We start from the raw sequence: 23,632 nt of genomic DNA on the forward strand, positions 1-23,632 counted from the left end.
TCGCGTCGGAGGCGAGCGTCACCCGCCCGTGTGGTGCGCGATCGTGGGGATGAGGATCGGGAGGTTGACGCACAAGTGCAGGAGCATGCACGCGGGCAGGTTGCGGGTCTTCGCGTAGAGCACGTAGATCGCGAGCGTTCCGACGCCGGCCGTCCAGAGCCACTGCACACCGAAGAAGACGAGGTGAGGCGCGACGAACAGCGGCACAGTGATCGCGAAGGCGATCCAGCGTCGCCCGGTCAGCTCGCTCAGGCGTTCGATCGGGTACCCGCGGTACAGGATCTCCTCGAAGACCGCCGCCGAGACGATCATCCCGATCACCGCGATGATGGGCAGCGATGCGATCGTCTCGGTCCCCCGATCCTCCGCCGGTGGGACGAAGGTGAGGACGAGCCACTGCCACACCATCACGGCACCGAAGAGGTAAAGCGCCCACTCGAGCTGTTTCCCCTGCGGCTTCCGCAAGCCGATGGAGGCGAGGGGGCGGCGTTCGACGAAACCCATGTACGCCAAGAGCGCGCCCACCGCGATCACGTTCCAGACGATCGACGACGCGGGGCCGGAGATCCCGAGCTCGAGGCCGAACGCATCGCGGATCCGAGGCAGCCACATCGGTGAATAGGCGATCGCGACTCCCCCGATTGCGATCGCCCAGAGCAGTCCGGCGTGCCGTGCAGGAGTGGCAACGGGCCGAGGACCGCGAGCGTCGGACTCCGTCTGATCATTCATAGAGCAACCACTCTAGAGTGTTCACTCTTCAAATGCATTAGACTTCTCACGTGCCCCGGCCGATCGATCCCGAGAAGTACGCGTCGAAGCGCTCGGCGATCGTCAGTGCCGCCTCCAGCCAGTTCGCCAGCCACGGCTACCAGCGGTCGACGACCGCTGGGATCTGCCGCGAAGCCGGCATCTCGTCCGGCACGTTCTTCCACTACTTCCCGAGCAAGCTCGACGTGCTCGTCGCGGTGCTGGAATCGGGTTGCGACGACCTCCGCGCCCGACTGACACGCACAGAGGAGTCGTCGTCCGGGTTCGACGCCGTGCTCCGCTACGCGGAGGAGTTGCAGGCCGAGGTGAGCGACGACTCCTTCGCCGTGTTCGTCGCGGGGATCGCCGGGCTCGAATCGGAACCGCGGGTCGCAGCGGCCCTCGCCACGGAGGCGGAACTGGTCGCCGACTTCCTCCTCCGCAACGTCGACCAGGGCCAGCGGAGCGGCGAGCTGCGCACGGACGTTCCCGCGCCCGACCTGGCCCGCTGGGTCTCGTGGCTCCTCGACGGCGCGTCTCAAGCCGCCGCGGTGGAAACGTCGGCACTCGGATCCCCGCTTCGCGACGCCGTGCGGGCACTCCTCGACGCGCCGAGCTGAGCCGACGGCGACACAGAGGGCGGAGAACTAGCTTTCGTTCGTCCGAGCGGGTTCGAGGACCATGAGTTTGTGCGGATCCGGCATCGTGACAAAGCCGGCCTTCTCGTAGAGGCCGTGCGCGTCGGCGGTCGAGAGCAGCACCCGCTTCAGATCCATGGGAGCGAGCTCGTCGACCACCGCCTGCGCGAGGAGCAACCCGAGCCCCTCCCCGCGGTGGTCCCGATCGACGTAGACGTCGCACAGCCACGCGAAGGTCGCTCGATCGGTCACCACCCGCGCGTACGCGCACAGCCCGCCGGCCGCGTCGTAGACACCGAAGTTGAGCGAGGCCTTCGCTGCGCGTTCGACGGTCTCCTGTGAGCGCCCGAGCGCCCAGAACGCGTCGGTCGAGAGCCAGTGGTGCACCTTCGCGAGATCGATACGCTCCAGGTCGGTGTCGATGACGTAGGTTCTCGTTCCACTCACGAATGGAACCGTATCAATCGGCCGGCCGCTCGGGCAGGTCGAGCGAGGCCAGGTACTCGACGTTTCCGCGGAGGGCCGGCTTGTACCGCTCGAGCTCGGCGGCGTCGACGTGATCGGCGAGCAGCGTCAGGAGGCGTGCGAGGGCCGCGTCGGCTCGGCCGGCGGCGTGCAGGCTCAGCGCCTCGAATGCGCCGAGAGCGACCGAGCCGGGGAACTCCTCGCGGGCACGCGCGAAGATCGCGAGCGAGTCGTCGATGCGTCCGACGTTGCGCAGGGTGCTCCCGTACTGCAGGAAGCAGCGTCGGCGGAGGTCACCCGTCAGGCCTGCATCGATCGCTCGTTCGTACAGGCCGAGGGCTCTCGATTCCTCACCGGCGGTGTCGTAGGCCCCGCCCATCTCGTAGAGGACGCGCGCGTCGTGCGGGTACTGCTCGACGATCGGCCGGAGCGCCGCGATGGTCGGTGCCATGTCGTCCCGGTTCCGGGCGGCGAAGATCCGGTCGAGTTCCTCGTACAGCGCGTCGCTCATCGTTCTCCCTCTCAAGTGCGGTTACCGTCCACCACGCTAGCGGGCAGCCCCGGTCGCGGTTGAGGATCGTGGTGGTGGAAGGGATCCGCGAGGAAGGCGCGCTCGTAGATGTCGTAGACGGCCGCCGCCTTCAGGTCGTTGTAGCGTTCCCCGCCCGTGGCCTCGACTGCGGCCGTCTTGGCCGCGCCGTAGCGCTCCCGATCGGATGCGTTCGCACCGAGCCACTCGGTGAAGAGCGCATGCCGCAGGGGCTCGACGGCACCCGGGCTCCACACGTGCAGGTTCGTGTTCGGCCGAGCGAGCGTGAGGTGCCGATGGGGATCGCCCGCCATCGCGTCCCGGAAGATGAGGCGGAAGCCGGCGGCCTCGAGCGGTGGGAGGTAGGCGCCTTCGTCCTCGACGTCGGGGACGGTCAGATCGATGTCGATGACCGGCTTAGCCGCCAGCCCGGGGACCGCGGTCGAGCCGACGTGTCGGATCTCGATCACCTGGTCGCCGATCGTGTCGGCGATGAGCCGCCCCACTTCGATGAAGTCGTCGCGCCAGCGTGCGTCGTGCTCCCGAACGGGACCCGGCGGAGTCTGCCGGTCGGCGATCCGCTGACCCTGACGCCTCGCATTCGCCTCAGCGGCGAACGACAGCCAGAGGGGATGTGTCGTCATGGTCCCACCCTCTCGGGAAGAGCCGTCCATGTCGAGCCAGCGAGCGGACAGTCCTTCAGCCCCCGCCCGTATCGCGTGCGCGGAATGCCAGCCATCCGGCGATGCCGAGCAACACCGTCCACGTCGCCATCACGATCCCACCGGGGATCGGGTCCAAGAGCCCGACCCCCGGGTAGCTCGTGAGGAGTTGCATCCCCGCGACATCGGGGAGGTATTTCAGGAGGGGCGCGAGTCCGAGAAGCGAGAGTGTCACGCCGAGCACGAGCGGCACGAGCACGGCCAACGCGACCACGATGGAGCGCGTGAGGAGCGTGAGGAGCGCCGCGATGAGACCGATGAGGACGTAGTTGATCGAGACACCAATGAGATTCCACCCCATGCCGGCGGTGAACTCGGACAGACTCAGGCCATGCTCGCCGAGCGTCGCGTGCTTCAGCACGACGGCCGCTGTTGTTCCGAGGAGACCGACGAACACAGCGAGAGTCGTGACGACGACGAGCTTCGCGGCCAGCACGCGACCACGGCGCGGGTCAGCGAGAAGCATGGTCCGGAGCTGCCCGCCGCTGTATTCGGTCCCTGCGACAAGTGCCGCGAGCAGGATGACGAGGGGTTGACCGAAACCGGCGGTCTCGAAGCCGTGCGATTCGATCGGGAACGATGATGCGGCGGCCACGGTGGGGTCCAAGGACAGCCCGGACGCCACGGCGAGCGCCGGGGGCACGACGATCGCCGCGACGAGAGCGCCGATGATGCTCGGTAGCGAGAGGGCTTTCGTCCATTCGGCGCGGAGGGTGCGGAGCAGGCGGATCATCGGGTTCACAGGTCCTGACGTGCGAACGAGACGGCCGCCGCCGCGAGGAGAACCACGGCCCAGGCGACCTGGACGACCCCGCCCAGGGCCGGCGCGAGGTACACGCCCGCAGCGGGGTCGGTGAAGAGAGCGGCACCTGCGACGACGGGGAGGTAGGCCGCGCCGTCCCAGAAGCCGGCGAGGAGGTCGCCGACGCCGATCACGAGCGGGACGACGAGCACGAGCGGGAGGATCGCGGTGCGGGCGAGCACCCCGACGGCGAAGGCGATGAGCGCGGTGAGCGTCCAGGCGAGAACGATCCCGCCGAGATTCGCCCAGATCGCCGCGTTCAGCGTCCACGGGTCGATCCCCGTGGCACCGGCGGCGTGGGTGATGACGAGGGTGCCCCACATCGTGAGGAACGCGATCACCGCGACGGCGGCCGCCAGGAGCAGAGCCTTCACGAGGAACACACGCAGCCGCCGCGGTGTGGCCAGGAGCGTGGTGCGGATCTGGTTGGCTGCGCCGTACTCACTCCCCGCCCACAGCGCGGCGAGGACGACCACGAGGACGTATCCGAAGCCGGCCATTTCGAAGCCGCTGTACTCGATCGGGATCGGTTCCGCCGAGAACAGTCGGGGGTCGTCCGGGTCGAGATCGACGCCGGACACGGCGTTCATCGCCGCTATCGGCCAGGTGGCCAGGATGGTGATGAGCGCAAGGACCACGGCCGAGCGCGCCGCGAGGAACTTCGTCGACTCCGATCGGATGAGCGATACGGCCCGCCGTGTGGAGGCCGTCACGGGGCGATGCCCTCGGAACCGCCGGCTGGGCGTCCGTGCCGTTCGTCCGTCAATGCGAAGAAGGCCTCCTCCACCGAGTCGTGCTCGCCTCTGACCTCGGCCGCGCTGCCCGCGGCGACGACGCGCCCGCCCGCGATGATCACGACGTCGTCCGCGGTCTTCTCCATCTCGGCCATGAGGTGGCTCGACACGAGCACCGTCCTCCCCTCATCGGCGAGCGTGCGCAGGAACAGTCGGATCCAGCGGATGCCCTCCGGGTCGAGCCCGTTCGTCGGCTCGTCCAGCACGAGGACCTCGGGGTCGCCCAGCAGTGCGGCGGCGATGCCGAGCCGTTGACCCATGCCGAGGGAGAAGCGCCCGATCCGTGTCCTCGCCGCGTCGCGGAGGCCGACGAGGTCGAGCACCTCGTCCACCCGTCGCCGCGGGATGGCGTTGGACTGCGCGACCCAGGTGAGGTGCGATCGCGCCGTGCGGCCCGGGTTCGCTCCGGGGCCGTCGAGCATCGCCCCGACCGTCCACAGCGGCCGATCGAGAGAACGGTAGGGCACACCATCGACGAGGGCCGTCCCACTCGTGGCGCGGTCGAGTCCGAGGAGGATGCGGAGCGTCGAACTCTTCCCGGCCCCGTTCGGCCCGAGGAAGCCTGTGACCCGACCCGGCCGCGCCGTGAAACTCACATCATCGACGACCGTGCGAGCGCGGTGCCGTTTCACCAGGTGACTGATCTCGATCATGCGTTCCAGCCAAGCGAACCGCCCGGCATCCGTCAGTCTGCGAGAGTCGACAATTTGTCCCCTGTGTACGCTTCAGCCGGTCAGGGCCCCGAGGGGCCGACGAGCCCGCTCTCGTAAGCGATGACCACGAGCCCGGCACGGTCGCGCGCCTGCAGCTTGGCGAGGATGCGACTCACGTAGGTGCGCACGGTCGTCGACGTCACGAACAGCGCTGCGGCGATCTCGGCGTTCGATCGTCCGTGCCCGATGAGGACGAGCGCCTCGCGTTCCCGGGCCGTGAGCCGTTCCAGCTCCGGCCGCGATCGGGTGGAGGCGAATCGTCCGATGAGCCGCTTCGTCACTTCGGGAGCGAGCAGCGCGTTGCCGTCGTGGGCCACGCGGATGGCGTGGAGGATCTCCCTCGGCGGGCTGTTCTTCAAGAGGAAACCCGACGCGCCGACGCGGAGGGCCTCGAAGACGTACTCGTCCAGATCGAAGGTCGTCAGCACGATCACCCGTGACTCGGTGCCGTTCTCGCCGAGCCGCCGCGCCGCGTCGATTCCGCTGATTCGCGGCATCTGGACATCCATCAGAACGACGTCCGGCCGATGCTGCCCGACGAGTCGCACGGCGGCCTCGCCATCGCCCGCCTCGGCGACGACGGTCATGTCGTCCTCGCTGTCGATCAGCAGGCGGAGCGAGGCGCGGATCGATGCCTCGTCGTCGGCGATGAGAACGCGGATCGCTGTCATGACGTGGGCTCTCCGGCAGCCACGGTGAGCGGGAGACGAACGGACACGGCGAACCCCTCGCCCGACGACCCGATGTCGAGGATGCCGCCGACGAGCTCGACGCGTTCGCGCATACCCATCAGCCCATGGCCTTCTCGGAATCCGGATGGAGCTCCGCGACCGTCGTCCCGGACCTCGACGTCCACGGCGTCCGCGCTCACGCTGAGCCGCACGGCGACCGAGGACGCGGAGGAATGACGGATCACGTTCGTCACCGACTCCTGGACGACGCGGAGGACGGTCGTCCGCACGGTGGCAGGAAGGCCGTCGAGGTCGCCGTCGGAGTCGAAGCGGGAGGCGATTCCAGACCGCTCGGCTGAGCGCACGACGTCGGCGAGCGCGTCCATCAGCGGCACGGAGGCCGGCGTGGAGGCCACCTCGCGTTCGGCCTGCAGAAGCTGCTTCAGGTCCGACAGGGACGAGCGCGAGTCGGCCTCGATCTCACGCAACACGTCGCGCAGCTCGGCCTCACCGAGAGCGGAGACGTGGGCGGACACACCCGCGCGGACGCCGATGGTTCCGAGCGAATGGGAGAGCACGTCGTGAACGTCTCGCGCGAGCCGCAGCCGCTCCTCGGCCCGTGCCCGCGCGGCGACCTCGGCCCGCATGCGCCGCGTGCGAACACCCAGCACCCAGGACGCCGCGAGCACGACCACGCCGAGCAGCATCCCTCGTACGCGGTCCTCGATCCCGTCGGCCCCGAACCCGAGCGACACGACGGCGACGACGACCACGACGGCACAGAGGCTCCACGGGAACCGCCGGACCCCGCGCGTTTCCGCGAGCCTGAGCACGGCGAACCCGGTCAGGACGAAGGGGTCGGCGGTCAGCCCCAGGACCCACGCGATCCCGGTCGCCAGCCCGGCGACGGCGACGCCGAGAACTGGTCGCCGTCTGCTTACGACGACGCCGACCACCGCCAGCGCGGCCAGCGAGAGCTGCACGGTTCGGCCGGAGCCCTCTGCGGGAACGACTGTGACCCACAGCCCGGCGACGAGAGCGGACCCGATGACGAGGTCCCGCACCCCGGCCCACCGCCGGACGCCACTCGCGTATTTGCCGGAGGACCGCCCGCGACCGCGCCGATCCACCTGCCCCGACGCGACGTCCATCCGGCCATCGTACGGTCCAGGGTCGAGCTACCCGACTCTCCTCCGGGCGGGCCGATCAGCCGAGGACCACCGCCTAGGAGCTGCGCCCCGTCTCCGCGTCACGTCCATAGCCGTGATGGCGGCCGCCGCGGACCACGCCTGCGGGCGGCACGCGGCCGGGTAGGGAGTCGGCACGCTCGTCACCTCCGCGGCGTCGCCCGAGTGCAGTTCGGGCATGCGGAACGCGAAGCCTTCGGCCGCGGCGAGGAGTCCGTCCACGACCAGCCGGGCTTCCTCGTGCCGTCCCGCGCGGGACATGCCGTGGGCGACGATCGCGGAGTCATGGGTCCAGACGCTGCCGCCGTGGTAGCTCATCGGCCAATAGCCGGCCCCCTGCGTGGACATCGTCCGCAGCCCGAATCCGGACAGCATGCTCGGACCGACGAGCAGCGCGGCGACGTGCGCCTCGTCGTCGGCATCGAGGATGCCGGTGCCCAGGAGGTGGCCGATGTTGCTCGTGAGGGTGTCGACCGGTCGCTTGTGCGCGTCGAGGGCGATCCCGGGGTAGCGCCCCTCGGGCGTCTGCACCCAGTAGGCCTCGGCGAACCGCGTCTTCAGCGCGGCCGCCCAGTCGCGCAGCTCCGATCCGCCCGGTTCGCCGAGCCGGTCGAGCACATCGGCCCCCGCGAGCGCGGCCTCGTACGCGTAGCCCTGCACCTCGCTGAGCGCGATGGGGCCCTCCGCGAGCGAGCCGTCGCGCCACTGGATCGAGTCCCCCGAGTCCTTCCACCCCTGGTTCGCGAGGCCGTGGCCGGTGGTGTCGATGTAGTCGATGAAGCCGTCGCCGTCGCTGTCACCGTGGTGCAGCAGCCAGTCGAGCGCCGCGCGGAGCGTCGGCAGGAGCGAGCGCACCTCGTCGTCGGGCATGCCCGCCGCCCACGCCTCGGAAAGGAGGCAGACCCAGAGCGGCGTCGCATCGACGGTGCCGTAGTAGACGGGCGGAAGGAGGATGCCCTCTCCGGGCATGTCGACGGGAGCCCCGCGCAGTTCGTGGAGGATCTTGCCCGGCTGCTCGGCGGTGCTCGGCTCGTCCTCGGTTCCCTGGAGCCGCGCCAGCACCCGCAACGTCGACGCCGCGATGCGCCAGTCGACGGGCAGCATCATGCGCGCGGCCCATAGCGAGTCCCGCCCGAAGAGCGTGAAGAACCAGGGCGCTCCCGCGGCGAAGAACTCGTCCTCGGGGTGATCGGGCAGCGCGAGTCGGAGCGCGTCGAGGTCGCCGAGGGCCTGCTGCACCCAGCGCTCCAGTCGCGGGTCGCCGTTCTCGACGTGCACGTCCCACCCGGTGTCGCGCGTCACGCCCCGCACGACGAGCCCGGGGTCGGTCAGCGACTGGCGCCAGGACAGTTCCACGCGCTCGCGCGGCCCCAGCTCCACCTCCCAGGACAGTGTGATGTCCTCGCCCGCCACCTCGAGGTGGGCGTCCGGCGTTGTGATCTCGAGAGCCATGTCGCCCGACGAGCCGCGGACGGCGTCGGAGTCGACCGCGAGCGAGACGGCGCCCGGCCTGGGCGCACCCGACTTCACGTCGGTGAGGGAGGCGAAGTCGGGCGTGAGCGTCAGCCGCACCGTGGTGCGCACGGCCGCGGCGAGCGCGGATTCGACCGAGATCGTCTCGTTCACCTCGCCGTCGGCGACCGTGCGCTCGCGCAGGATACGCACCTGCGGGTCCGGGAACCGGTCGTCGATCTCGCGGAGCAGACCCCCGAAGACCACGCGCGACGGACCGTCCGGCGACACGGAGATCCACTCGGGCAGGTGGCCGTCATACGTGAGAACGGCCCGACGGAGGAATCGCACGTCGCCGTGATAGACCCCGTCGATCGCCGATGCGCCCATGTCGCCGGAGCGCGCCGACCACACCTGGGTGGGTGCGCGGAGGGCGATGACGGAATCGTTGAGCAGGGGCTGCCGGGGAATTGCGTGGCTGACGTCCGATGCGTTGGTCATCCTTTGACGGCTCCTTCGGTGTTGTTCATGATGCGCTTCTGGAAGATGAAGAAGAGTACGGCGACGGGGATCGTCATGATCGCCGCTGCGGCGAGCTTGAGAGGATACTGCGTCCCCTGGCTCAGCTGCCCCGAGGCGAGACTCGCGACACCCTTGGTGAGCGTCGTCAGTTCGGGCGATTGCGTCGACACGATGAAGTGGCTGAGCTCGTTCCACGATCCCTGGAACGACAGGATGATGATCGTGATGAGCGCCGGCCGTGCCATCGGGAGCACGATCGACCAGAACACCCGGAAGGTGCCGGCGCCGTCGATGCGGGCCTGTTCCTCGACCGAGACGGGGATGGATTCGAAGAAGTTCTTCATGATGAAGACACCAGCGGCGTCAACAAGCAGCGGAAGGATCATGCCAGCGTACGAGTCGTACATGCCGATCTGGTTGAGCACGAGGAACTTCGGGATGAGGAGCACGACGGCCGGGACGGCCATGACCCCGACGACGAACGCGAAGATCACGCCGCGTCCTCGGAAGTCGAGCCGCGCCAGCGCGTAGCCGGCGAGCGAGACGAAGAACACTCGGCCGAGGGTCACGCACACCGTCACGATCGCCGAGTTCATGAACCAGATCGGGTAGTCGCTCCGCCCGAACAGCGCCTCGTAGGCTGCGAACGTCGTCGTCTGCGGCACGAGGGAGAGCGCACTGCTCGCCGCCTCGGCATCGGTCTTGAACGAGGTCGCAACCTGGACGAGGAACGGGAAGATGTACACGATGGCGAGCGAGATCAGCATCGCGTAGAGCAACGTCTGGCCGGCGGCGAGACGGCGGGGGCGTCGACGCGGCGTGGACGACCTCGCGGGGTCCACCTGACGGACCGTCGCCTGCGCCGGGATCACTTCGCTCATCGCTTCGTCTCCGTGATCTCGTGCGGGGTCGCCTCGTGCGGGGGGACCTCGTACTGGCGGGCCCGGCGCTTCGACACCGGGCGCTCACGGAGCACCCAGCGCTGGAACACCGTGAAGGCGATGATGATGAGGAAGAGGATGAAGGCGATCGCAGAGCCCTCGCCCCACTCCTGACTGACGAACGCCGACTGGTACGACAGGTAGGCGGGCGTCAACGTGGTCTTCGCGGGACCGCCCTGGGTGCCGGTGTAGATCTGCTCGAAGACCTGCCAGCAGCCGATCAACCCGAGCGTGAGCACCGTGAACAGCGTCGGGCGCAGCTGGGGCAGCGTGATGTAGCGGAAGCGCTGCCACCCGGTGGCCCCGTCCATCACTCCGGCCTCGCCGAGTTCGGCTCCGACGTTCTGCAGGGCCGCGATAAAGAGGAGCATGAACGTGCCGCTCGTCGTGAAGATCGCCATGAGCATGAACGCGAACATCGCGACCGACGGTCCGCCGATCCACTCGAACCAGGACACTCCGAGCGGCCCGCCGGAGGTAAGCGCCTCGGGCGCCCCCGTGATGCCGATCGTGGCGAGAGCGTTGTGGAAGATCTGGCTGGGGTCGTTGAACCAGTTGGGTCCTTCGACACCGAACCAGCCGAGGAAGGAGTTGACCACTCCGGTGGTGGAGAAAAGGAACAGCCACAGGATCGTGATCGCGACCGAGCTCGTCACCGAGGGGAAGTAGAACGCGGTGCGGAACAGTCCGCGGCCGCGCAGGATGGCCCGATTGACGAGGACCGCGAGGAACAGCGACAACGCCGTCTGAAGCGGCACGACGATGAGGACGTACCACGCGTTGTTGCGGATCGAGAGGCCGAAGTTGCGCTCCGCGAGCCCGCCTCCGGAGGTGACCGCCGCGTAGTTGTCGAGGCCGACGAACCCGACGTTGCCCGAGAAGGGGCTCCCCCTCCCCTGCCAGTCCGACACGCTGACCCAGATGGCCATGAGCACGGGGACGAGGAGGAAGAGCCCGAGGATCAGGATGACCGGGGCGGTGAATAACCAGCCCGCGGCGACCTCCCCGCGCCGGATCCCGGAGGACTTCCGGGATCCGGCGCGGCGAGCGGTGACCGTGTTGGGCATGGTCAGCCGACCGAGGCCTCGAGGTTGGACTGGACCGACTGCAGGATCGCGGCGGGGTCACCGGTCGCGAGCGACTCGAGCTGAGCGTTGAAGTCGGCGACCACGTCGGCCGTTCCGGCCTGCGTGGGGAGGAACTGGGCGTAGTCCGCTCCCGCGAGGAAGGCGGCGTCCTCCGGGTTGGCCTCGGTCCACGCGTCCGCGGCGGACTGCACCGACGGCATGGGGCCGAACGCCTCGGAGAAGGCGAGCTGCTGGTCGGCGGCCGTCAGGTACTCGACGAGCTCGAGCGAAGCCTGCTGGTTCGGGCTGTCGGCGGCCATCCCCCAGCAGTTCGTGTACTGCAGGGTGCCCTCGCCGGACGGGCCAGCGGGCAGCTCGGCGACCTGGTAGTTCACGTCGGGGTAGTCGGCGGTCATTGCGCCGCCGATCCAGTTGCCCTCGATGACCATCGCGGCGAGTCCCTGACCGAAGGCCTCTCCACCCCATCCGGCGCCGATGTCGGCGGCGTAGGCGAAGGTGCCGGCGTCGAGGTTCTCCTTGACGTATTCGAGGGCCTCGACGTTCTCGGGGCTGTCGGCGACGACGGTGTCACCGTCGACGAGCGCTCCTCCGGCCTGCGCCATGAAGGCTCCAACGCGCTGGTACTCGGCACCGAATGCGAGTCCCACCTGGCCGTCCGTCGTGAGGGTCTCGCTGACGTCTGAGAGCTCGTCCCACGTGGTCGGAACGTCGGCGTCGGTCAGGCCGGCGGCCTCCCAGAGGTCGGTGTTGATCACGAGACCGAGCGTGGAGAAGTCCTTGGGCGCGCAGTAGAACTCGTCGTCGTAGGTGAAGTTCTCGACGAGCGCCGGGTAGAAGTCGTCCTTGTTCGACAGCTCGTCGCCGTAGGCCGTGAGCGAGCCGTTGTCGGCGTAGCCGGCGATCGCGTCGGAGGAGAGATAGAAGAGGTCGGGCGGCGAACCGGCCGCGAAGCCCTGGGCGAGCTGCTGATTGAGGTCGCTCGCGACCTCGACGGTGGCCTCGACGCCGGATTCCTCCGACCAGGCGGCGACCGTGTCTTCGACGGCGGTGGCCTCCGCGTCTCCGCTCGCGGCGATGAGGATCGTGAGTCCGTCCTCAGAGGACGTGAGTCCTTCAGTCGTGCTGCCCTCGGAATCGTCGAATCCCGAACCGCCGCACCCACTCAGAACAAGAACGCCGGCGACCGCCAGCGCACCGGCGCCGAACATCGCGCGTGATTTGTGCCGTGTCATCTTTCTCTCCTTTGACGAAAGTTGGCAGCTGGTCGTGCCCTCGCGGACCAAAACTTGATCGTTCAAATTGCTGCTGGTCGAAAAGCTACAGTCCGGAAATTCCGCTGTCAAGCGGTGGGACGCTACGGTGAAGCCACGCGATTTGATCGTTCAGGTCGCGAGGGATGAGGAATGTAGTGACGAAGCTGCCGACGGTCGAGGACGTTGCGAAGGTCGCGGGCGTCTCGCGCCAGACCGTCTCCAACGTCTTGAACTCTCCCGGCATCGTGCGCGAGACCACGCGGAAACGCGTGGAGCAGGCGATCGACGAGCTCAAGTACCGCCCGTCCGCGGCCGCTCGGCAGTTGCGCACGCGGCGCAGCTCCGCGATCGGCGTGCACCTCGATCCCTACAGCGGCGGCATCTCCGGAGTCCTCCTCGACCGGTTCGTGCACGCCCTCACCGAGCGGGCAAGCGAACGGGGCATGCGCGTGTGTGTCTACAGCGCGCGCACGCCCGAGGAGGAGATGGAGCGGCTCGGCGCCCTCATCGACGGGGGCGAGATCGACGCCGCCGTCGTCACCGGCACCTTCTACGGCGATCCCCGTACCGGCTGGCTCACGCAGAAGAACCTGCCGTTCGTCTCCTTCGGTCGACCGTGGGGCGGCGACGACGTCTTCGCCTCGGCGCACAGCTGGGTGGACGTGGACGGCGCTGTCGGGACCGCCGCCGCCACCACGTGGGCGCTCGCGAACGCCGGCCCGAGGGTGGGCTGGTTCGGGTGGCCGTCCGACCAGGGCACCGGCGACGACCGACGACGCGGCTGGCAGGAGGCCATGTCGGCGGCCGGAGCCAGCGGCCCCGTGTTCGAGGTGGCGGACGATGTCGTCGCGGCCCGCCAGCTCATGACCGCCGCACTCGCTGAAGACGGCCTGCGCGACCGGTTGGACGCCCTGGTCTGCGTCAGCGACTCGCTCGCCGTCGCGGCACACCTGGCCGCAGCCGACGCCGGCCGTCAGGACCTCACCGTCATCGGCTTCGACAACACCCCCGTCGCCGAGGCCCTCGGGCTGCCGAGCGTCGAGCAGTCGCCGGAACTCGTCGCCGCGGGCGCCCTCGACCTCCTCATGGGCGAGACGGGAACAGTCGTCGCCCCCCTCGATTCCGCGACTCCCGCCGAACACGTCCTCGTCGCGCCGCGTCTCGTCGTGCGCGAACCGGCTCTCCACCGCTGAGACGGCCGACATGACGATGGACTCTTCAGCCGGCCCGCTCGCGCTTGTCGTGATCGCGGGCCCGCAGGCCTCGGGCAAGAGCACGCTCGCCGCGGCTCTCGCCACGGACCTCCGGAGCAGGGGCGAACGGGTGGCACTCGTGGAGCTCGATCAGATCGCCGGGATGGCGCTGCCGACCCTTCCGAGTTGGGAGGACGCGCACCAGATCTTCGAGACGGTGACGAGTCTCTGGCTGCGGACCGACGTGACGTGCGTCATCGCCGAGGGTTCGGGCTCGTGGGACGAAGTCGCGCGGATCCTCAAACGAGTACCCGCGACGCCAGTCACGGTGACGGTCGCCACGACGGCACCGTTCGAGGCCGCGCTCGCCCGGGCGCAAGCGGACCCGACGCGGGGAATCTCCAAGGAACGAGACTTCCTCACCGGGGTGTACGAGCAGTGGTCACGCGAGGTCGACGGGACCCTGTGGGATCTGTTGATCGACACGGGCGATACCGACATCGATCACGGTGTCGCTCGCATCGAGGCCGCCCTCGCCTCCGCCCGGGGCGCTTCAGCTCTGTAGCCGCGCCACCTCGGACATGATTCGTTGTGCGAGGGACACAATGTCCACCTCTCCCGTCGTGTCGACATCGATGAGCGGCCCGACTCCCAGTGCGGCGACCGGCTCTCCCCACAGCTCTTCCTCAGTTCGGAGTATGTCCAGATGACGATCATCGCGCTGTCGAGAGGCGTAACGCGCTGTGACCGTGTCCCGGTCTGTCAGACACCGAATCTCCACACGAAGACCGGGAAGGCCTTCCGCGAGTGGCTTGGTGTAGTCGAACCAGGTGCTGTCGATGACGGCACCTGGACAGGTGCGAGCAGTCCGGAGTACCGCGTGCACAGCGGCGACTCCCAGTCGTCGAGAAGCGGCGACATCGCGAGGCGGACCGAGGGCGTCCATCAACGCTTCTTTGACCTCGTCCTTGCTCAGGTACGGCAACCCGAGTTCGAGAGCGAGCGCTGCGGCCAGAGTGGACTTCCCGGAGGCAGGCCAGCCACCGACCAACACGAACAGTGGTGTCATGCGTCACCTCCATGTTCTTTTGTCGTCACGGCTTGGGTCTCCAGACCAGTCATGTGCGGTCGACATCGTCGACGAGGTCGACCGTTCACGATCGGCCGACCAGCGGGAGCTCCGATGCGAACGCGTCGAGCAGGTCGACGTCGTATCGATCGGACCGCATCGTCGGAACGAGGCCGTCGATACCTGCGGAGGGAAGCTCCCAGGTGACGACGCCGGGAAGGAGGCCGTCCATCGTTCGGTACCACTCCTCGAGAGGCTCCCGGAGGCGGAGGTGCAGGTCGAAGGAACGCCGCGAGCGCGTCGGGTCGCCGACTCTCTGTCGTCGCAGAACCTCGTCGTTGGGAAGCGTCACACAGACGGCATCGGCGAATCCGATGTGCCGCCGACTCATCGCTTCCCGCACGGAGGCCAGCTCGTGGAGGTACCGCGACACGGGAGCCTCTCCGATTCGCGCCAAGCACCAGGAGTAGTGCAGCTTGATCGGATCGCTGTCGCAGACGGCCACACCGTCCCGGTCTTCGAGGGTGATCGCCAGCGACCAACGATCGATGTTGACCCCGGTCCAGTACCTCGCCTGGATCTCAGCGTCGGCTCCGTCCGGTTCCCTCCCGGTCGGCGCGTACTCGGCGACGAACTCAGCCACGGCCGCGCGACACCAGGTCGTCTTTCCCGCAGCACTCGGCCCCTCAACGGCAACGATCACTCGACGATGGTACGTGCGGATCGTCAAGGATATGCTCGAATCGACCCGCCCTAGCCGTAGCTTCACCCCATGACTGCGGCCGTTTCGGAGAGGGAGGCAGTCCCGTTCGAGCCGGGCCGGGTGGGTGTTCGACCTCGTTCCGACGAGTCCCTGATTGCGATCGATCTGAGGATCGGAGAAATCAGGGATGACAACTTCCACAACCGAGCTGTCGCGCGGTTGAACGACACCAGTCATCTCCTCGACTGAAGACGACATCTGCCCGGCCGAAGCAGTCGTCCTCGTCGTGGGAAGAAACTACTCCGCAGACAGAAGTTCATTCAGGATCGTCGCCTGACGGACGAGGAACGTTCGCTCGTCCAGTTTCTTTCGGCGAAGCCACGCAGTGACCTCGTCATTGTGTTTGCTCGCGTTGCACGAGGCGCAGGCGGGAACCACGTTCTCCAGGGTGTAACGGCCACCACGCGAGATCGGCTGGATGCAATCCCGCTGCACGGCGACATCTGTGGCTCGGCAGTAGGCGCAACCGCCCCAGGCCTCGCGGATATCGGCCCATTGCTCGGCTGTGAGGTCGTTGTCGACGCGACCCAGCCGCGATTTTCTTCGCTTGGCATACCGTGCACGAGCCGCCCTCGACCTCGTAGCGGCAGGGAACTTGCGACCAGGGGGCACACGATTACCGTACTGCGTCGACCACTCCCGGCACGGTCGATACTGCCGCGTGGTGGCTCCTCGCCATAGACCCTTCAGAGACTCGCAGGGCAAGGCTGACGACGGTCACCGCGCAGAACATCGGTGCTACGTTCCCTCACTGAGACACGGCTACGCCTCCTGGCGGATCCGCGTTCGGTAGGCCAGCGGCGACTCGCCGAGGTGGCGCTTGAAGGCGGAACTGAACGCGCTCTCGGAGGAGTAGCCGAGCGTGAAGGCGAGCGCTCCGACACGGGTGTCACCCCCGCGGAGTTCACGTTGCGCGATCAGCATGCGCCAGTCGATCAGATACGCCAACGGCGGGGTGCCGGCGACGTCGCGGAAGCGTTGCGCGAACGTCGTGCGGGACATCGAGGACACCCGTGCGAGGTCCTCCAGGCTCCAGCTCTTCGCGGGTTGCTCGTGGATGAGGGCGAGCGCGGGGCGGAGCCGCTCGTCGGCGAGAGCCTTCAACCATCCGGCGGGCATGTCGGCGTCCTGGATGAACCCGCGGATGATGTCGAGCACGATCAGCTGCCCGTACTGACGGATGGCGAAGTCCGCGCCGACCCGCTGCGCGACCATCTCGGAGAACAGTCGTTGGACGTGCCCGCGCAGGTGCGGGCCGACAGCACTGGATGCGCCGACGTGCGCGACGGGTGGCAGGGTTCGGAGGAGGAGTTCTCTGCCCGTCGGGTTCAGGTCGACGCGACCTCCGATCAGGATGTCGACCTCGGGTGCGTCGGCATCGGCGTCGCTGATCGACGACCCCGCCGACGGCGGCTCGACGATCTGGGCATCTCCGGACCCCTCCCCTCCGTCGAGTGTCAGCCAGGACCGCCCGTTGAGCACCGCGACGTCGCCGGCGGCCAGCACGATCGGCTCGTCGATTCCGTCCGTGGCCAGGGAGGCGTTGCCCCGGACCACGGCGATGAACTTGAGGTCGTCGTCGATGACGCTGTGGGTATGCCACCGACCGCGGAGCGCGGAACCTCCCGATACGACGCTGCGCACCTCGATGAGATCGAGAACCTCGGAGAGTCGGTCGATCGCCATATCCGGACTATAGAGCATGAAAAACGGATCGCGCATTATTCCGAATACGACGTGAGGGCCTCAGGCTGGTTCTACGGTCCGGAGTTCCCGGCCCGTGGAAGGAACAACACCATGACAGACCAGATGATCGTCCTCGTGACCGGAGCCAACAAGGGAATCGGTCGCGAGATCGCCGCCCAGCTCGCGCAGCTCGGCCACACCGTCATCATCGGCGCGCGCAGCCTCGAGCAGGGCGAGCGGACCGCGGCCGAGCTCCGCGCCGCCGGGGCATCCGTCACCGCGGTGGCGCTCGACGTCACCGACCCCGGCTCGGTCGCCGCAGCGGCCGACAGCATCACCGCCAGCCACGGCCACCTGGATGCGCTCATCAACAACGCCGGGATCAGCCACCAGCCCGGCGCCGACATCGCCGGGCAGATGCCGGCGACCGCGGACGTCGACCACGTCCGCTTCGTGTTCGAGACGAATGTGTTCGGCGTCATCACCGTGACAGCTGCGTTCCTGCCGCTCCTGCGCCGCTCCGATTCGCCCCGAATCGTCAACGTCTCGAGCAGCGCGGGCTCCCTCGCGGCCATCTCCGATTTCGCCAACACCGACCCGATCGCCCTCGGCTACGTCCCGTCCAAGACCGCACTGACCGCGGTCACGATGATGTACGCGCGGGGCCTGGAGACCGAGAACATCCTCGTCAACGCCGTCTGCCCCGGCTTCGTCGCGACGGACCTCAACGGGCACCGCGGACACCTCACCCCCGCAGAAGGAGCCCGCTCCGCGGTGACCATGGCCACGATCCCCACCGACGGACCGACCGGCACCTTCACCGACGTGGACGGCCCCGTCGCCTGGTGACGGGTTGGGCGCCACGCCGCCGGCATCGTTGCCTATCGGTGTGCGCCTGGACGACGAGAAGGGGCGCGGAGCCGTCGGCTCCGCGCCCCTCTGTCGTTCTCGTAGGACTAGCCCGCGGCGACGGCGATCTCGTTCGGCGTGACGTCGAGCTCGCCCGTCGCGACGATCTCGCCGGTGCTCAGGTCGACGGCGTGGATGCTGTCCGTGGCCGGTTCCGTCACGTAGGCGATGCCGTCGGCGACGGTGATCGCGGGGTGCGGGTCCTGCCACTCGACGGGCGACTCCCACGCGTCGATGACCGGGTAGGACTCCGTGAGCTCGCCGGTCTCCGGGTCGAGCACGTGGATCGCGCCGTCCGAACCGATGATGTACGCGAGGTCGTCCGGGCCGCGCGCGACACCGCGGAAGGTGTACTCGACACCCTCGGGCAGGTCGACGACCTCGAGGGAGTCCGCGGTGGTGTCGATGAGGGTGACCGCGTCGAGGAAGTAGCCCTCGGCGTCGGGGTCGCTCTTGTAGTCGCCGACGACGATCGGGCTGGTCTCGCTGACGTACGCGTTGCCCATGCGGCCGTAGGGCTGGTCGGGGGCGTCGAGCTTCACGATCTCGCCGTCACGGTAGACGAGCGCGCCGTCCTCGCAGCCGAACACGACGGCCTCGTCGGCCGCGGTGCCCTCGCCGTGAACGCCGGGGCACTGGTCGTTCGAGGCGGTCACGGCGCCGGAGGCGTCGCGCACCTCGATGCCGTTGCGTCCGTCCGCGTTGCCGACGGTGGTGAGGAAGGTGCCGTCCTCGAGCACGACGGAGACGCCGTGGTGCGCCTCGACGCCCGGGATCGTCTCGACCTCGGGGAGGCCGTCGGAGGACGCGAGCGCGTCGGTGTCGAAGATCGTCGTGTCGCTCGTGCCGTCCGCGTAGAGGATCGTCTTGCCGCCGTGTCGGACGACGTGGCCCGGGGTGTCGGCGGCGAAGATCGTGTCGGTGAGCTCGGGCTCCTCCGTCGTACCGGCGCCGGTGTCGAGCACCTGGAAGCCTTCGCTCATGGTGACCATGACGCTCCGGCCGTCGCCGGCCGGGTTGAGGCGCGTGAACTCCTCGCTGTCGAGGTCGGCGACGGTCTCGAGGGTCGTGCCGTCGAGGACGAGGATGCCGCCCTCGTAGGCGACGGCGATGCGCGCGTCGGCTGCGGAGGCAGCGGCCGAGCTCGCGGGGTCGTCGGCCGGTGCGGCGCTCGACGAGCAGGCCGCGAGGGTCGCGATCGTGCCGAGGGCGAGCAGGGAGATGCTCGCTCGTCGGAGGTGCGGGGTGTGCATATACGTGTCCTTCTTCTCTGGTGGGGATGTTGGACTCTCAGCGAGAGAGCCCGGTTGCGATGCGCTCCGTGTTGACGCGCATCATGGTCAGGTAGTCGGGGGCGCCACCCTCGGGGCCCGTGAGCGACTCCGTGAACAACTCGACGACGTCGACGCGCACGTCGGCCTCGCTCGCGAGAGCCTGGACGAGCCGGTCCGGCGAGGACGATTCCGCGAAGATCGTGGGCACACCGGTCTGCTCGACGGCGTCGACGAGATCGGCGAGGTCGGAGGCCGACGGGGCCGCGAGGGTCGTGCCGCCGGGGATGACGGCCCCGACGACCTCGAAGTCGAACCGATCGGCGAGGTAGCCGAAGACGTGGTGATTTGTGACGAGCGCCCGGCGCTCGTCCGGGATCGCCCCGAAGGCATCGGTCATCTCCGCGTCGAGGTCTTCCAGCTCCGCACGGTAGGCGGCCGCGTGCTCTTCGACGGCACCCGGATCCGCGCCCTCGAGCTCCGTGAGCACGGGTTCGAGCGCATCGACGACGTCGATCATGCGCGCGGGATCCGTCCAGAAGTGCGAGTCGGGGCTCCCCTCGGCATCGCCCTCGCTGTAGTCGAGCACGTCGATGGCGTCGCCCGCGACGAACGTCTCCACGCCGTCGGCCTCCGCGGCGTCGAGGTGCTGCTGCAGCCCCTCCTCGAGTCCGAGTCCGTTGGAGACGACGAGATCGGCCGAGCGCAGGCGCGCGGCCTCCTGGGCGGAGATCTCGAACGAGTGCGGGTCGGCGTTCGGCTTCATGAGGGTCACGACCTCGGCCTCGTCGCCGACGAGTTCGCCCACGACATCGCCGAGGATGTTCGTCGAGACGATCACGACCGGGCGGTCGTCACCGGCCGACGTGCAGCCCGCGAGGGAGAGGATCAACGCGGCGGCCGTCGTCCCGGCGGCTACCGATGCGCGCAGAGGGTTCCGTGCCATGGTCAGCGTCCCGTCTCGGCCGTGAAGGCCGGCTCGGTGGCGGTCTCGAGCGTGCGCGCGATGCGTGCGCCGTCGGCGTAGTCGATCTCGAACAGCAGGCGCTCGGAAGGGGCGCTGAGATAGGCGCGCTGCTGATCGGCGATGAGCGTCGGGGACTGCCCCTCAGCGAGGGAAGCGGCGACGAGAGGTTCGGTCTCGGCCACGACGGCCCCGGTCGCATCCAGCACGAGCACGCGGCCGTCCGCGGTGAGGGCGAGCACGTGCTCGTCCTCGTCGTCCACCGCCGTCACCTGCACGAACGGAGCGGGAGCGGGCAGCAGTGTCCAGGAACGCTCGCGGGTATCGAGCAACCAGACCCCCTCGTCCCCCGCGAGCGCGGCGACGGTGGGACGGCCCTCGCGGTTGTCGAACGCCGTCGCGGCCGGGGCGGTCGTGCCCTCGGGGTACGGGATGCGTTCCACCGTGAGCTCGTCGCCGTCGACCGAGGCGAGCAGGGCACCGTCGTTGCACCCGATCACCGCCCCCACGCGTGTGGTGATCGTGCCGGCCGCATCCGGGCAGGACTCGACGAGGTCGGTGGGCTCCCCGTCGGCGGTGTAGCCGACGACGGACGTCTCGGCGCCGGAGCCCTCCGTGACGAGCGCGAACGATCCGACGGGTACGACCATGCCGGCGCCGGGATCGGTCGTGAGGCGGAAGAGTTCCGAGACCTCGCCCTTCGAGAGCGCTTCCGTATCGAGCAGCACGGCGTCGCCGGAGTCCGCGAAGAAGACCCCGGTGCCGCCCGTCGTCGACAGGTTCGTCGTGGCGACGGTCGCGTTCCCGGTACCCTCGACCGTTCCGACCAGGCGCGGGTCGGCCCGGTAGTAGTGGAAGTGGTCGACGTGGTCCCAGGTCCACACGCCGCTGTCGACGATCTCGATGCCGGACTCCGTCTGCGCGAAGAGGTAACGGCCATCGGTCGTCATCGCCTCCGGGGCTCCGATGCTGCCGAGCTCCGTCACGCTCTCGTCGAGGAGGTCGAGGTGGGAGACGGCACCCGTCGGGTCGATCGAGGTGAGACCGAGGCGCGGCTCCGAGAGCTCGGCCGCGTTGGCGACCGCGCCGTGTCCGTCGCCCGTCGACTGGTCGGCCGTGGTCCCGCCAGCGGGAGGCGCAGCGGGATCGGCGGAGCAGGCGGGCAACCCGACGGCGAGGATGCCGATCAGGAGAGCGGAGGTGGTGTTGCGGAAGCGCACGTGGACCTTTCAGGTGAAGCGGAAGTGGAGAGGAGCTGGCGGGCGTTACGCCGGGACGGCAGACCGCACCGGTCGCGGTCGGAGTGACGTGAGCGACGCGCGCGTCGCCCACGACAGACCCGAGACGGCGATGGCGGTCGCCGCCACCGAGGCCCCGGCGGCCGTCGCCGCGTGCCAGGAGACCAGAAGCCCGATGAACACGGAGACGACACCGAGGACGGCGGCCAGCACCATGCGCGTGGGGATCCGGGTGGTCCACTGCCCGGCGGCCACCGCCGGCGCGAGGAGCAGTCCCACCACGAGGAGCGAGCCGACGGCCTGGTACGACGCGACCACCGCGAGGGTCACGAGCCCGACGAGCACGGCCTGGGCGGAGCGCGGCCCGAGCCCGAGCACGGCGGCGATACGGGTGTCGAGCGCGAGCGCCACGAGCGGCCGATGGAAGGCGGCGGCGAGCGCGATCCCGGCGAGCGCCGCGACCGCGAGGAGCGCGATGTCGAGAGACGTGATCGCGAGGATGTCGCCGAAGAGGATCGATGTCGCGTCGGTCGCGAAGCTGCCCGAGTGGGAGATGACGATGACGCCGAGCGCCAGCATCGAGACGAAGAGCAGGCCGATGCTCGTGTCGTAGGAGAGCCGCGCACGGCGCTGCAGGGCAGCGATCCCGACGCTCATCGCGACGGCACTGACCGCCCCACCGACGAGCACGGGCATCCCGAGGACCGTAGCGAACGCGACGCCCGGCAGCATGCCGTGGGCGAGCGCCTCGCCGAGGAACGCCATCCCGCGGATGACCACCCAGGTGCCCACGACGCCGCAGAGCACGGCGACGAGCGAGCCGCCCACGAGGGCGCGCTGGAGGAAGTCGAGCGCGAACGGCTCGAGGATTCCGTCGATCGGGGAGGGCATGACACCCGACCGTAGTCGATAATGAGAACAGTTATCAAATGCGTACACTGGACGACATGACGTCGACGATCACCCACCCCGCGCCGCGAGCACAGCTACGCGGCATACGCGTCGACTTCGACGGCCGGAGTGCGCTCGGAGGCGTGGATCTCGACGTGCACGCCGGTTCGATGACGGTTATCGCGGGGCCGAACGGCGCCGGCAAGTCCACCCTCCTCGAGGTGCTCGCCGGCACACGCGAACCGTCATCCGGAACGCGCTCGGTCGAATCCGCCATCGCCTTCGTGCCTCAACGCACGGCCATCTCCGACCGACTGCCCGTCACCGTCCGCGACGTCGTCACCGTGGGGGCATGGGGCCGGACCGGTCGCTGGCGCCCCCTCCACGCCGACGCCCGAGCAGCGATCACCGAGGCGATGACCCGGCTCGAGATCACGTCCCTCGCGACCGAACCATTCGCGGCCCTCTCCGGCGGACAGCGTCAACGCGCGTTGCTCGCACAGGGGATCGCGCGGGGTGCCGGCCTCCTCCTCCTCGACGAACCCACCACGGGGCTCGACCGGGACAGCGCCGAGCGCATCCGGGCGATCATGCGATCGGAGGCCGAGAGGGGGACGGCCGTCGTCTGCGTGTCGCACGATCCCGCCGTGATCGACGAGGCCCACCGCGTCGTGCACCTCACCGACGGCCTCGTCGCCGGACTGTCGGAGACGGCATCGGACGATGCGGGCGTCAGGCGCGGTCGTGCAGGGTGATCCGGTAGCCGTCCGGGTCCGCGAAGGTGAAGGTGCGACCGAACGGGCCGTCCACGGGGGCCGAGACGATCTCGTGACCGTCGGCCTCGAGGGCGTCGTGGATGGACTGGACGTCGGTGGCGTGGAGCCAGATCGCGGCGCCGATGCCGGGCTGGTCGACCGACGCGAGGTCGGTGCCGGGCACGACGTCCCGCAGTGCGAACGCGATCGGGCTCGTCGTGAAGACCACGGCGTGCGGCGGGCCCTCCGGCGAACGGACGAGACCGAGGTAGTGCTCGTAGAACGCCTGCGAGGCGTCGAGGTCGCGGGACTGGAGGGAGATGAAGTCGGGGCCGGTGACGGGCATGAGGACTCTGCTTTCTTCTATGT

At 69.0% G+C, this 23,632-nt stretch carries 27 protein-coding genes; 5 read left to right on the plus strand and 22 right to left on the minus strand.

Annotated features, from left to right (window positions below; genetic code table 11):
* Positions 1-18 precede the first annotated feature (18 nt).
* Positions 19-729 carry a CPBP family intramembrane glutamic endopeptidase gene (locus tag ELQ94_RS08580; RefSeq protein WP_127049163.1) on the minus strand — a complete coding sequence of 237 codons (711 nt, stop codon included), beginning with the start codon at positions 727-729 and terminating at the stop codon, positions 19-21.
* A 50-nt stretch (positions 730-779) separates the two neighbouring features.
* On the opposite strand from ELQ94_RS08580, the gene ELQ94_RS08585 reads away from it, so the two are divergent.
* Entirely contained in the window at positions 780-1,367 is a 588-nt protein-coding gene (locus tag ELQ94_RS08585) for a TetR/AcrR family transcriptional regulator (RefSeq protein WP_127049165.1), read from the plus strand.
* A gap of 27 nt (positions 1,368-1,394) precedes the next feature.
* Here ELQ94_RS08585 and ELQ94_RS08590 read toward each other — a convergent pair whose 3' ends face one another.
* The 12 genes from ELQ94_RS08590 to ELQ94_RS08645 all read right to left on the minus strand — a co-directional run bounded on the left by ELQ94_RS08590 (position 1,395) and on the right by ELQ94_RS08645 (position 12,503).
* Positions 1,395-1,832 carry a GNAT family N-acetyltransferase gene (locus ELQ94_RS08590; protein WP_208007590.1) on the minus strand — a complete coding sequence of 146 codons (438 nt, stop codon included), beginning with the start codon at positions 1,830-1,832 and terminating at the stop codon, positions 1,395-1,397.
* 13 nt (positions 1,833-1,845) lie between these two features.
* Positions 1,846-2,361, minus strand: coding sequence for a tetratricopeptide repeat protein (locus ELQ94_RS08595; protein ID WP_127049169.1), 516 nt, complete (start codon positions 2,359-2,361; stop codon positions 1,846-1,848).
* 11 nt (positions 2,362-2,372) lie between these two features.
* Positions 2,373-3,023, minus strand: coding sequence for a GrpB family protein (locus ELQ94_RS08600; protein ID WP_166404698.1), 651 nt, complete (start codon positions 3,021-3,023; stop codon positions 2,373-2,375).
* 55 nt (positions 3,024-3,078) lie between these two features.
* Positions 3,079-3,834, minus strand: coding sequence for an ABC transporter permease (locus ELQ94_RS08605; protein WP_127049173.1), 756 nt, complete (start codon positions 3,832-3,834; stop codon positions 3,079-3,081).
* 5 nt (positions 3,835-3,839) lie between these two features.
* Positions 3,840-4,616 (minus strand): ABC transporter permease, encoded by a 777-nt coding sequence (locus ELQ94_RS08610; protein WP_127049175.1) that lies wholly within the window; start codon positions 4,614-4,616, stop codon positions 3,840-3,842.
* Positions 4,613-5,350, minus strand: a complete 738-nt coding sequence (locus ELQ94_RS08615; protein WP_127049178.1) for an ABC transporter ATP-binding protein — start codon at positions 5,348-5,350, stop codon at positions 4,613-4,615. Before ELQ94_RS08615 ends, ELQ94_RS08610 begins: the two co-directional genes overlap by 4 nt.
* A gap of 80 nt (positions 5,351-5,430) precedes the next feature.
* On the minus strand, positions 5,431-6,081 hold the full coding sequence (locus ELQ94_RS08620) for a response regulator transcription factor (RefSeq protein ID WP_127049179.1): 651 nt from the start codon (positions 6,079-6,081) through the stop codon (positions 5,431-5,433).
* Positions 6,078-7,232, minus strand: coding sequence for a sensor histidine kinase (locus ELQ94_RS08625; protein ID WP_127049181.1), 1,155 nt, complete (start codon positions 7,230-7,232; stop codon positions 6,078-6,080). Before ELQ94_RS08625 ends, ELQ94_RS08620 begins: the two co-directional genes overlap by 4 nt.
* A 27-nt stretch (positions 7,233-7,259) precedes the next feature.
* Positions 7,260-9,221: a glycogen debranching N-terminal domain-containing protein gene (locus ELQ94_RS08630; RefSeq protein ID WP_127049183.1), complete on the minus strand. Its 1,962-nt coding sequence runs from the start codon at positions 9,219-9,221 to the stop codon at positions 7,260-7,262.
* Complete coding sequence (locus ELQ94_RS08635) at positions 9,218-10,009, minus strand: carbohydrate ABC transporter permease (RefSeq protein ID WP_243696973.1); 792 nt, start codon at positions 10,007-10,009, stop codon at positions 9,218-9,220. The genes ELQ94_RS08630 and ELQ94_RS08635 overlap by 4 nt, the downstream gene beginning before the upstream one ends.
* Before the next feature lie 110 nt (positions 10,010-10,119).
* Positions 10,120-11,250: a carbohydrate ABC transporter permease gene (locus ELQ94_RS08640; RefSeq protein ID WP_127049187.1), complete on the minus strand. Its 1,131-nt coding sequence runs from the start codon at positions 11,248-11,250 to the stop codon at positions 10,120-10,122.
* A 2-nt stretch (positions 11,251-11,252) separates the two neighbouring features.
* On the minus strand, positions 11,253-12,503 hold the full coding sequence (locus ELQ94_RS08645; RefSeq protein WP_127049189.1) for a sugar ABC transporter substrate-binding protein: 1,251 nt from the start codon (positions 12,501-12,503) through the stop codon (positions 11,253-11,255).
* Between the two features lie 176 nt (positions 12,504-12,679).
* Between ELQ94_RS08645 and ELQ94_RS08650 the strand changes: the two genes are divergently transcribed.
* Positions 12,680-13,717, plus strand: coding sequence for a LacI family DNA-binding transcriptional regulator (locus tag ELQ94_RS08650; protein WP_243696926.1), 1,038 nt, complete (start codon positions 12,680-12,682; stop codon positions 13,715-13,717).
* A 10-nt stretch (positions 13,718-13,727) separates the two neighbouring features.
* Entirely contained in the window at positions 13,728-14,282 is a 555-nt protein-coding gene (locus ELQ94_RS08655; protein WP_127049193.1) for a hypothetical protein, read from the plus strand.
* Here the strand turns inward: ELQ94_RS08655 and ELQ94_RS08660 are convergent.
* The 4 genes from ELQ94_RS08660 to ELQ94_RS08675 all read right to left on the minus strand — a co-directional run bounded on the left by ELQ94_RS08660 (position 14,271) and on the right by ELQ94_RS08675 (position 17,235).
* Positions 14,271-14,786 (minus strand): AAA family ATPase, encoded by a 516-nt coding sequence (locus tag ELQ94_RS08660; RefSeq protein ID WP_127049196.1) that lies wholly within the window; start codon positions 14,784-14,786, stop codon positions 14,271-14,273. The genes ELQ94_RS08655 and ELQ94_RS08660 overlap by 12 nt on opposite strands.
* Before the next feature lie 85 nt (positions 14,787-14,871).
* On the minus strand, positions 14,872-15,726 hold the full coding sequence (locus ELQ94_RS08665) for a hypothetical protein (RefSeq protein WP_208007592.1): 855 nt from the start codon (positions 15,724-15,726) through the stop codon (positions 14,872-14,874).
* Between the two features lie 60 nt (positions 15,727-15,786).
* Positions 15,787-16,161, minus strand: coding sequence for an HNH endonuclease (locus tag ELQ94_RS08670; RefSeq protein ID WP_127049198.1), 375 nt, complete (start codon positions 16,159-16,161; stop codon positions 15,787-15,789).
* A gap of 150 nt (positions 16,162-16,311) precedes the next feature.
* Positions 16,312-17,235, minus strand: coding sequence for an AraC family transcriptional regulator (locus ELQ94_RS08675; protein ID WP_127049200.1), 924 nt, complete (start codon positions 17,233-17,235; stop codon positions 16,312-16,314).
* A 111-nt stretch (positions 17,236-17,346) separates the two neighbouring features.
* Here ELQ94_RS08675 and ELQ94_RS08680 point away from each other — a divergent pair, with 111 nt between their 5' ends.
* Positions 17,347-18,084 carry an SDR family oxidoreductase gene (locus ELQ94_RS08680; RefSeq protein ID WP_127049202.1) on the plus strand — a complete coding sequence of 246 codons (738 nt, stop codon included), beginning with the start codon at positions 17,347-17,349 and terminating at the stop codon, positions 18,082-18,084.
* Positions 18,085-18,191: 107 nt separating this feature from the next.
* Here the strand turns inward: ELQ94_RS08680 and aztD are convergent, their stop codons facing one another.
* The 4 genes from aztD to aztB are packed head-to-tail and all read right to left on the minus strand — an operon-like array spanning position 18,192 to position 22,508.
* Positions 18,192-19,397: a zinc metallochaperone AztD gene (aztD, locus tag ELQ94_RS08685; RefSeq protein ID WP_208007593.1), complete on the minus strand. Its 1,206-nt coding sequence runs from the start codon at positions 19,395-19,397 to the stop codon at positions 18,192-18,194.
* A 37-nt stretch (positions 19,398-19,434) separates the two neighbouring features.
* The gene (gene aztC / locus ELQ94_RS08690) at positions 19,435-20,361 is read right to left on the minus strand and encodes a zinc ABC transporter substrate-binding protein AztC (protein WP_127049204.1); all 927 of its coding nucleotides are present in this window, start codon (positions 20,359-20,361) and stop codon (positions 19,435-19,437) included.
* Positions 20,362-20,363: 2 nt separating this feature from the next.
* Positions 20,364-21,599, minus strand: coding sequence for an ABC transporter (locus tag ELQ94_RS08695; protein WP_127049206.1), 1,236 nt, complete (start codon positions 21,597-21,599; stop codon positions 20,364-20,366).
* A gap of 45 nt (positions 21,600-21,644) precedes the next feature.
* The gene (gene aztB, locus ELQ94_RS08700) at positions 21,645-22,508 is read right to left on the minus strand and encodes a zinc ABC transporter permease AztB (RefSeq protein WP_208007594.1); all 864 of its coding nucleotides are present in this window, start codon (positions 22,506-22,508) and stop codon (positions 21,645-21,647) included.
* Positions 22,509-22,564: 56 nt separating this feature from the next.
* Here aztB and aztA point away from each other — a divergent pair, with 56 nt between their 5' ends.
* On the plus strand, positions 22,565-23,263 hold the full coding sequence (gene aztA, locus ELQ94_RS08705) for a zinc ABC transporter ATP-binding protein AztA (protein ID WP_127049208.1): 699 nt from the start codon (positions 22,565-22,567) through the stop codon (positions 23,261-23,263).
* On the opposite strand, the gene ELQ94_RS08710 is transcribed toward aztA, so the two are convergent.
* On the minus strand, positions 23,241-23,609 hold the full coding sequence (locus ELQ94_RS08710; protein ID WP_127049210.1) for a VOC family protein: 369 nt from the start codon (positions 23,607-23,609) through the stop codon (positions 23,241-23,243). The two genes, aztA and ELQ94_RS08710, sit on opposite strands and share 23 nt — an antisense overlap.
* Positions 23,610-23,632: the final 23 nt, after the last annotated feature.

This window comes from Labedella endophytica, from assembly GCF_003990045.1.
GTDB classification, from domain to species: domain Bacteria; phylum Actinomycetota; class Actinomycetes; order Actinomycetales; family Microbacteriaceae; genus Labedella; species Labedella endophytica.